Here is an 8125-nt window from a genome sequence, read left to right on the forward strand (position 1 = left end):
TCCCGTCCGTCCTGTGGTCGCGACCGCGACCCCACCGGTCAGTCGTTCTCGACCTCGAAGTCCCACTCGGCGAGGGTCTTCCCGCCACCGGGTGCCCAGCGCAGCACGCCCTCCCCGACCTTCATCACCGTGCGGAGCTCGAAGGTCACGCGCTGCCCCGCGCGGAGCGTTCGCGGCGGCGTCCCCTTCCCCGCGACCGGTGACAGGCGGTAGACGTTCCCGAGCTGGTCGATCGTCGTCATGTCCGACAGGGAGACCGGCACGCTGCCCGACGTCCCCCGGAGGGACACCGTCCACGTGCACGTCGTCGTCTCCCCCTGGTGCGGCAGCCCCTCCCCCGGGACGACCGGGCCGGTGACCGTCGCGGTCACGGTGGCACCGTCCTGCAGGTGCACCCGGACGGCATCGCCCTCGGAGGTCAGCGCGGGGTGGGCGGCGCTGCCGTCGAGGACCTCGTCGGTGGTGGAGGGGATCGTCGCGAGGTACGACGGCATCCCGCCGTAGGTGTCCTCGACCCCCGGACGCGTCTGCCCCGTGCACCCGGCGAGGACCGACGTCAGGACGACGACCCCGACGAGCGCAGCGGACCAGGAGGCCGCCCGGGTGAGCGGCCTCCTGGTCCCGGGGTGCGGACGGGTCACCGGCGCCTCGGCGACGCGTTGTTGAACACGTCGGGCCCGAACGGCTCGAGGCCGGCCTGACCCGCGTACCCGAGGTGTCCGAGCCGGTCGACGCCGCCGGACACGGTGCCGCCGGGCAGCCGCTGGTGGTCGTCGCCCGTGCTGACGCCGAACACGTCCTCCATCGTCCGCAGCCAGCTGTAGTGGTTGTAGTACGTGGTGGAGACGGTCCCGGGCTTGATGAGCGGGCTGATGAGCACGCTCCCGGTGTCGCCGCCGCCGGGGGTCGCGTCGGTGGCGTCGTAGAGCGGGTCGGCGGTCTGCCCGGTGCTGAGGAAGCCGGGCGCCCCCTCGGCGCTGAGCGTCAGGCTCGTCACCGCGCCGGTCGGCGTCACCGGGTTCCCGGCGGCGTCGAGGAGCTGGAACGACCCGCTGACGACCGATCCGGAGGCCGACGTCGGGTACTGCGGGCCGGTGTCGCTCACGGCACCGACGAAGGTGTCGGCCGGGATCGGGCTGGTGCCCCCGGGGCCGGTCTTGTCGGTCGTGTCGACCACGCCACGGCCGGTGTCGTCGGCGACGATCGACTGGTCGACGACGTAGCTGGATGCTGTGTTCGCTGCGACGGCGTCCGTCCGGGCGCCGGGGGTGTTCCCGGACCCGCCCCGGACGATCCCGGGCACGCAGTCGGCGGGGACGAGCGTCGGCGAGGTCTGGGTGCACGCGGAGGGCCGGTCGATGAAAGCGTTGTACCCGGGCCCCGGGTACAGCTGGTTGCCCTTCGAGTCCGTCCCGAGCGTCGAGTTCGGGCCGGTCGGCTCGGTCGCGACGTTCTTGCCGTCGATGTTCTCGCCGGCACGGTCAGCCGCGATGCCCGAGGAGGCGTCGGGCTTGTCCGAGAGGGTCGGCCCGTAGTGGTTCGCGTTGTCGAAGCTGTTGCCGCTGTAGGTGAAGGGCGGGTTGGCCTCGTCGAACGTGACGTCGATCAGGCCGCCGTCCTTAAACGCGGCCGAGCGCTCGATCATCGGGATGTAGTACTTGAGGAAGAGGTCCGAGGCGTAGAGGCCGCCGGTGTGGTTCTTCGGCGTGGTCGACTCCGGCGCCGGGGTGCCGGACTGGTAGACCGGCTGCCCGCTGCTCGTGAACGACCCGGAAAGGTTGTTGCCCTTGCAGACGGCGTCGTGCGCGTCGCTGCAGTTGTTCGGCGTGATCCAGCTGAACGCCGGCGTGGTCTTCTCGTGCTGCAGGTCGCGGAACAGCCCGTTCGAGGACGAGTCGAGGTTCGCGATGTGCGCGGCGTCGCAGTCGGTGCCGCCCTGCGTCGGGGTCGTCAGCGAGGTCGCCGCGCGTCCCTTCGCGCCGGCCGCTCCGGTGAGGCCCTCGAACCACGGGAACGGGAAGTGCTTCGCCACGTACTGGTCGTTCGCCTGGGCCCCGGTGAAGCTCGTCACGCCGGTCGGTGCCGGGTGGTCGACCGAGGGCGTGAGGTACGTCGGGTTGTTCTCGGGGTTGTTGTCGGCGGTCCCGGGAGCTCCGCAGAGGCCGTCCTCGCGGCCGGGCTGGTTGCCGAGGTCCTGCGCGTAGCCCTTCCAGGTCTCGTGCGCGGCGTCGAGCTGGTTGAAGAGCGTCGGCGTGGAGTGCGGGTAGGTGCAGCCGTTCGAGCCGTCGGGGGCGTTGGCGCCGCTCGGCTGTGCCGCGTTCGCGAGGGACTTGACCTGCCCGCGGTCCTTGCCGGACCCGATGATGCTGTGGTCGGACCCGAAGCGGGTGTCGACCACGTTGCAGTCGGACTGGGTGTCCGCCTGCGGGCCCTGGCCGGACACCATCGAGATGTAGTTGTCCATGCTGTAGTGCCCGGTGCCGTAGTAGTTCTTCAGCAGCACCCCCTGGGCCGGCAGCGTCTTCCAGAGGTAGCTGTTCTGGTTGAGGCCCGTGAACGCCGCGTCGTACGACTTGTTCTCGAGGATGATCAGCCAGACGTGCTTGACCTGGCCGGGACGGAGCCCGGTCGAGGTGATCGTGGTCCCGCGCTGCGCCGTGCTGGCGTCTGCTGCGGAGGCGGTGGTGGTCGCGACGCCCGCGACGGCGGCAGCGAAGACGCCTGCCGCTGCGACGAACGCTGCGGTGCGCCGTCGACCATTGGTCCTGCCGATGAGCTTCATGTGGGAAGTCTCGCCCCGTGGCCGCCCCCGCTCGGGGGACGGCAGGTGAACGGGTCGTGAGGGACCGCACAGCGAGCGGTCCCTCACCGGGGCCGGCGCGCCGGGAGGGGCGCACCGGCCGTCCCGTCAGCTGGTCAGGCGCTTCCGACCCGCCACGCGCACCACGAGACCGGCGACGACGCCGCCGAGGATCGGTGCGACGATGAACACCCACAGCTGGGCGAGCGGCGTCGCACCGCCGTACACCGCGGTCGCGATGGAGCGTGCCGGGTTCACCGACGTGTTGCTCACCGGGATGCTGACGAGGTGGATGAGGGTGAGCGTCAGACCGATGCCGAGCGGCGCCACGGCCTGGTACTCCTGCTTCGCGGTGATCGACAGGATCACGGCGATGAACACCCCGGTCAGGACGGCCTCGGTCAGGAACACCGAGCCGAGCCCGAACCCGCTCGGGCTCGCGTCGCCGTAGCCGTTGGACGCGAAGCCGCCCTCCTGCGCCGCCGCGAACGCGCCCGGCTTGCCGCTGAGGACCGCGGCGATGATGCTCGTCGCCACGAGGCCGCCGACCACCTGGGACACGATGTACCCCGCGACGTGCCGGGCGTCGGTCCGCCCGGCGGCGAGCAGCCCGAGCGTCACCGCCGGGTTGAAGTGTCCGCCCGAGACGTGGCCGACGGCCGAGATCCCGGCGACGAGGGTGAGCCCGAACGCGAGCGCCACGCCGAGGTAGCCGACGCCCTGCTGGTTGTCGGTCGCGCTCGGGACGTTCGCCGCGAACAGGGCGGTGCCGACACCGCCGAGGACCAGCAGGAAGGTGCCGAAGAACTCGGACGCGTAGCGCGCGAGCGGCGACCAGGCGGCCGCGTCCTCGCGGCGCTGTTCGGACGTGGAGGTGCTGACAGGGGTCTTCTTCGCCATGGGGGTCTCCTCATGAAGCACGACAGGACGCTGCTGCGTCCTGCCGTCAGGGTTGATCGAGTGGGTGACCGCCCCGGACCGGCCGGGAGGCGCGGTGTGCCTCCCGGGGTCTGGGGTGGTCGGTGGGTGGTGCGGTCTACTGCACGCGGGTGAGTTTCGCGAGGGCGGCGCGGGTGCCGCCGGTGAGGTGGACCAGGACCGGGACCTGCCGGCCCAGGGTGCGGTCCAGCACGCCGATGGCGTGGTCGACGGCGTCGAGGACGGTGACCGCGTCACCGCCGCGGCGGACGTTGACCCGGATCCGGGCCGCGCGCTGCCGCTTGACGAGGTACGTGTCGACCTTGGCGCCGACGACGTCGCGGACGCCGTGGAGTTCGTGGTCGATCACGTCCCGCACGAGCGCGACGTTGATCGTGACCTGGTCCTCGCCGGCGCGTTCCCGGACGGCGACGCTGGTGCCGCCGCGTCCGCGGGTGAACACCCACGCCAACGCGAGCACGATCACCACGACACACACGCCGGCGACGATCCACAGCGACGCCGCCGGCACGCTCACGTTGCTCGGCAACGTCACGTACGGCTTCAGGGCGTCACGGACCGCGGGCAGCACGCCGGCGCCGATGGTCAGGCCAGCGATGACGGCGACCAGGCCGAGCACGAGCAGGATGATGCGGTTCAGGGTGCGGTTGCTCTTGGTCATGCCAGGGTTCCCTTCTCGTCCACGCGGACCTTCACCCGCTTGCCGAACCGGGCGTCGAGGCGGCCGAGGCGGTCCTCGACCGCGGAGCGGACCGCTGCCTGGTCGACGGGCACCCCGGACAGGGGCACGAGGCGGACCTCGGAGGACCGGCCGCGGGCGGAGGCCTTGGCGTGGTCCTCGGGCAGGCCGGCAGCGAGCGCGGCGGCGTTCGCGGCGGTCGAGGCGAGGATCGCGGTGTCGATGACCACGGCGCCGCGGTCGTGCTCGACCGCGGACCGGTGCTGCCGGCCGGGCCCCAGTGCCAGCACGACCAGCACGATCCCGAGGACCACCAGGACCACAGCGATCACCTCGGCGATCGTCACGAACGCGCCGTCGGGCCGCAGCGCCGCGTCCACGACGGTCTGCGGGTCCGCCACCAACGGCGCGGACCCCACCGCCCGCAAGACCGACTCCGTCCCGATCCACGCAGCCACGAGGACGAGCACCACGAGCGCGACCGACACCGCCGTGGAGCGGGAGGGGTGCACGCTGCGGCGGCGGATGCGTCGTTCGACGGAACCGTTGCTCATGGTGGCCTCCTAACGGACGCGGCCGTCGTGCTCGCGCACGATGCCGGTGAGTTCGACGTGGGTGGGACCGACGCGCCGGCCGGTGAGGGCGGCCACGCGGTCCCGGATGTCGCCGGCGGCGTGGCCGGCGGCGGTGATGAGGTCGTCCTGCGCGCGGACGGGGCTCTCGACGTCGAGCGTCAGGGCTCCGGAAGCGTCGCCGAGTCCGACCCGGACCCGCTTGGCGGGGGCGCCGAGCCGTTCGGCCGCGACGGCCCGCGCCAGCGAGGTGAGCGCACGGGCGGAGACCTCGACGCGGCCCGGCACGCCCGGGCCGCCGGTCACCGGGAGCTCCGACGTCCGGTCAGCACGTCGGTCAGGGCACCCCGGTCGATCTTGCCGGAGCTGATCGCGGCCACGAGGGCACCGATCGCACCGAACACGATCACCAGGACGAAGCCCCAGAAGCCGAACTGGAGTGCCACGACGGCGAGGATGGCCCCGATGAGGGCGCCGACGAGTGTGTTACTCAACGCGGGACTCCTTCTTGTCGTCGTCGTTGTCGTCGCCCGGGATGTAGACGTCCTGGACGGTGACGTTGACCTCGGCGACCTCCATGCCGACGATCTGGGTCAGCGCGCGGGCGACCGACGAGCGCACGCCGTCGGCGACCTGCTGCAGCGACACCGGGTACTCGGCCACGATCACCACGTCCGCGGCGACCTGCTTCTCGCCGACCTCGACCTTGACGCCCTGGCCGAAGTCCCGCTGGCCGATCGCGTCGCGGATCGCACCGATCGCCCGAGCAGCGCCGGAGCCGAGCGAGTGCACGCCGTTGACCTCGCGGGCGGCGATGCCGGCGACCTTCTCGACGACGGTGTCGTCGATCGTGGTCTTGCCCGACGGGTTCGAGCCCGCGGCGTGGGTGCCGGCGGCACGGGTGCTGCTGATGGTGTTGGGGGTCGTGGTGTCAGCCATGTCGTTTCCTTCCGTTCGTCCCGCCGGGCGTTCCCAGCGGTTGCTGTTCACGGATGAGACGGGGCTCCCCAGACGGAAGTCACGCGCCGCCGGATTCCTCCATCGACTTCCCAGACAAGAGCCGTTTCCAGCCGTTCTTGTCCCCCGATCCGACGTCGGTGCAGGTCGCGGTTCGGAAAGCGGCCGCACGACGACGCGCGATGACCACTAACCGCGCAGCGTGCACGTACCCCGATCGCGGGCGGTCACCCGACGCGGCGCCGTGGTAGTGCGACGGCGCCTCAGCGCCAGCGCAGGCGGCGACCGGCAGCGGAGTCGTTCCACGAGGCGGTCGCGTCGTCGGTCCCCGCGGTGTGGGCGCCGGTGTGACCGTCCTCCCGACCGCACCGCCAGCGGTCGAAGACGCTCATGCAGAGGTCGCGGACGGGCCGCTCGGGGTCGAGTGCCGGAGCGGTCGTGGTGGTCTCGTGCAGGGCGGCCGGTTCGTCGGCGGCGGGTGTGGCGTCGTGGTGCATGTCTTCAGGGAGACGTCACGATCGGCCCGGATGTCACGAAACCGTTCGACCGGCCCGGATGTCACGAAACCGCTCGACCGGACCGCGCACGGACGTGGCACGGCCGGGAGGTGCATGCTCGGAGGTCCCCGGTCGTCCGACCGGGACACCGACAGCGCGGAAGGCGGGGATGAGCGACGACGATCCCCTGCAGCGCGGGTCCGACGCGACGCTCGTGGCGCGGGCGTCCGACGGCGACGTGCTCGCGTTCGAGGTCCTCGCGCGGCGGCACGGCGGTCTGATGCGTGTCTACGCGGAGCAGGTCCTCGGGTCGACGCTCGAGTCGGACGACGTCGTGCAGGAGGCCTTCCTCACGGGCTGGCGCAAGCTGTCCGACCTCGAGGACCCCGCACGGTTCCGGCCGTGGATGCTCCAGATCACGACCCGCAAGGCACTCGACCGGCTGCGTCGGCGCCGACACCACGAGGACCTCGGGGACGTCGAACCGCACGTCGGGGCCGCTCGGAGCCCGGAGCGTATCGTCGAGACCAGGCTGCAGCTCGACGCGCTGCTGGCGGCGCTCGACCGACTGCCCCCCGACCAGCGTCGGTGCTGGCTCCTGCGGGAGACCGCCGGCTTCAGCTACCAGCAGATCGCCGACGAGCTCGAGCTGTCCCCGTCCACCGTCCGCGGGCTCCTCGCACGGGCGCGACGGTTCCTCGCGGCCGAGATGGAGGGATGGCGATGACCGACCACGACCTCCCCGCGCCCGACGACGAACTCGACGGCCACAGCATCGAGGAGCTCGCCGACTACCTCGACCGTGGTCGCGCGCCCCGCGACCCGACCATCGAGTCCTCCCCCGGGTGCCGCCTCGCCCTCGCGAACATGCAGCGGCTCCGGGAGCTGTCCGCCGGCGCGCTCCAGCGCCGCGCCGAGGCCGAGGCCGACCGCGAGACCGCGTGGATCGACCGGCTGCTCGACACGATCCGTGCCGAGGTCCGCTCCGGTCGGGACGTCCCGATCGCCCACCCCGACCCGCGCTTGCGCCTCGCGATGACCGAGGCCGCCGTGCGCGGGATCGTGCGGCGGGCCGGCGACGCGCTCGGTGGCGTCGTGATGGGCCGCTGCACGCTCGAGGGCGACGTCGACGTCCCCGGCGCTCCCGTGCGGGTCACCGTGACCGCCGGCCTGCTGTACGGCGAGTCCGCCGAGACGACGGCGGACCGCCTGCGCGCAGCGATCGGCACGGCGCTCGCGCGGCACACCGAACTGTCCATCGAGTCGATCGACGTCCACTTCGACGACGTCGTCCTGCCGTGAGGAGCGCCGCCGTGGACGACGAGACCCTCTCCCGCACCCTCACCGCGGCGATCCGGGACGTCCCGGGCGTGGTCGCGGTCTACCCGCCCCGACCGATCGCGCACGCCGCAGCCGAGGCCGTCGCGAGGACACTCGCGCTCCGGGAGCCGGACGTCCTCGTCGACCTGGACCGTCACGGCGCGACGCTCCGGGTGGAGGCCGGCATCGCGGTGAGCGGCGACCGTCCCGCCCCGGACACGGTCCGTGCGGTCGGGGAGCGGGTCCGCGCGCTGCTCGACGCCCAGGTCGACGGCGGCGCCGACCTCGTGACGGTGACCGTCCGCCTGGTGGAGGACGCGGTCGCGCCCGGCGCGACCAGCTGACGGCCGGGAGGNCCNTG

12 protein-coding genes are annotated in these 8125 nt (G+C 72.5%); 3 read left to right on the top strand and 9 right to left on the bottom strand.

What is annotated here, in order from left to right; all coding sequences use genetic code 11:
• Positions 1–38: 38 nt before the first annotated feature.
• The 9 genes from I59_RS05400 to I59_RS05440 all read right to left on the bottom strand — a co-directional run bounded on the left by I59_RS05400 (position 39) and on the right by I59_RS05440 (position 6444).
• Positions 39–641, bottom strand: coding sequence for a hypothetical protein (locus I59_RS05400; RefSeq protein WP_022902993.1), 603 nt, complete (start codon positions 639–641; stop codon positions 39–41).
• The gene (locus I59_RS05405; RefSeq protein ID WP_022902994.1) at positions 638–2782 is read right to left on the bottom strand and encodes a phosphoesterase; all 2145 of its coding nucleotides are present in this window, start codon (positions 2780–2782) and stop codon (positions 638–640) included. Before I59_RS05405 ends, I59_RS05400 begins: the two co-directional genes overlap by 4 nt.
• A gap of 126 nt (positions 2783–2908) precedes the next feature.
• Positions 2909–3700, bottom strand: a complete 792-nt coding sequence (gene aqpZ, locus I59_RS05410; protein ID WP_022902995.1) for an aquaporin Z — start codon at positions 3698–3700, stop codon at positions 2909–2911.
• 136 nt (positions 3701–3836) lie between these two features.
• A complete protein-coding gene (locus I59_RS05415; RefSeq protein WP_022902996.1) occupies positions 3837–4400 on the bottom strand; it encodes a hypothetical protein in 564 nt (187 codons plus the stop codon).
• Positions 4397–4972: a DUF6286 domain-containing protein gene (locus I59_RS05420; protein WP_022902997.1), complete on the bottom strand. Its 576-nt coding sequence runs from the start codon at positions 4970–4972 to the stop codon at positions 4397–4399. The genes I59_RS05415 and I59_RS05420 overlap by 4 nt, the downstream gene beginning before the upstream one ends.
• A 9-nt stretch (positions 4973–4981) precedes the next feature.
• Positions 4982–5296 carry a hypothetical protein gene (locus tag I59_RS05425; protein ID WP_022902998.1) on the bottom strand — a complete coding sequence of 105 codons (315 nt, stop codon included), beginning with the start codon at positions 5294–5296 and terminating at the stop codon, positions 4982–4984.
• Positions 5293–5484 carry a DUF2273 domain-containing protein gene (locus tag I59_RS05430; RefSeq protein WP_022902999.1) on the bottom strand — a complete coding sequence of 64 codons (192 nt, stop codon included), beginning with the start codon at positions 5482–5484 and terminating at the stop codon, positions 5293–5295. The genes I59_RS05425 and I59_RS05430 overlap by 4 nt, the downstream gene beginning before the upstream one ends.
• A complete protein-coding gene (locus tag I59_RS05435) occupies positions 5477–5929 on the bottom strand; it encodes an Asp23/Gls24 family envelope stress response protein (RefSeq protein WP_022903000.1) in 453 nt (150 codons plus the stop codon). Before I59_RS05435 ends, I59_RS05430 begins: the two co-directional genes overlap by 8 nt.
• A gap of 281 nt (positions 5930–6210) precedes the next feature.
• Entirely contained in the window at positions 6211–6444 is a 234-nt protein-coding gene (locus I59_RS05440) for a hypothetical protein (protein WP_022903001.1), read from the bottom strand.
• Positions 6445–6613: 169 nt separating this feature from the next.
• Between I59_RS05440 and I59_RS05445 the strand changes: the two genes are divergently transcribed.
• From I59_RS05445 to I59_RS05455, 3 genes are read left to right on the top strand one after another with little or no spacing between them, the layout of a single operon-like run.
• Positions 6614–7171 carry an RNA polymerase sigma factor gene (locus I59_RS05445; RefSeq protein WP_022903002.1) on the top strand — a complete coding sequence of 186 codons (558 nt, stop codon included), beginning with the start codon at positions 6614–6616 and terminating at the stop codon, positions 7169–7171.
• Complete coding sequence (locus I59_RS05450) at positions 7168–7746, top strand: hypothetical protein (RefSeq protein ID WP_031273009.1); 579 nt, start codon at positions 7168–7170, stop codon at positions 7744–7746. Before I59_RS05445 ends, I59_RS05450 begins: the two co-directional genes overlap by 4 nt.
• Positions 7747–7757: 11 nt before the next feature.
• Positions 7758–8108, top strand: a complete 351-nt coding sequence (locus I59_RS05455) for a hypothetical protein (RefSeq protein WP_022903004.1) — start codon at positions 7758–7760, stop codon at positions 8106–8108.
• The last annotated feature ends 17 nt before the right edge of the window (positions 8109–8125 follow it).

The organism is Curtobacterium sp. B8, assembly GCF_000333315.1.
Classification (GTDB): domain Bacteria; phylum Actinomycetota; class Actinomycetes; order Actinomycetales; family Microbacteriaceae; genus Curtobacterium; species Curtobacterium luteum.

Excerpts from the sequence above, each read along its gene's own strand:
- I59_RS05440 (WP_022903001.1), bottom strand. The coding sequence starts at position 6,444 with ATGCACCACGACGCCACACCCGCCGCCGACGAACCGGCCGCCCTGCAC.
- I59_RS05445 (WP_022903002.1), top strand. The coding sequence starts at position 6,614 with ATGAGCGACGACGATCCCCTGCAGCGCGGGTCCGACGCGACGCTCGTG.
- I59_RS05435 (WP_022903000.1), bottom strand. The coding sequence starts at position 5,929 with ATGGCTGACACCACGACCCCCAACACCATCAGCAGCACCCGTGCCGCC.
- I59_RS05420 (WP_022902997.1), bottom strand. The coding sequence starts at position 4,972 with ATGAGCAACGGTTCCGTCGAACGACGCATCCGCCGCCGCAGCGTGCAC.
- aqpZ (WP_022902995.1), bottom strand. The coding sequence starts at position 3,700 with ATGGCGAAGAAGACCCCTGTCAGCACCTCCACGTCCGAACAGCGCCGC.
- I59_RS05450 (WP_031273009.1), top strand. The coding sequence starts at position 7,168 with ATGACCGACCACGACCTCCCCGCGCCCGACGACGAACTCGACGGCCAC.
- I59_RS05415 (WP_022902996.1), bottom strand. The coding sequence starts at position 4,400 with ATGACCAAGAGCAACCGCACCCTGAACCGCATCATCCTGCTCGTGCTC.
- I59_RS05405 (WP_022902994.1), bottom strand. The coding sequence starts at position 2,782 with ATGAAGCTCATCGGCAGGACCAATGGTCGACGGCGCACCGCAGCGTTC.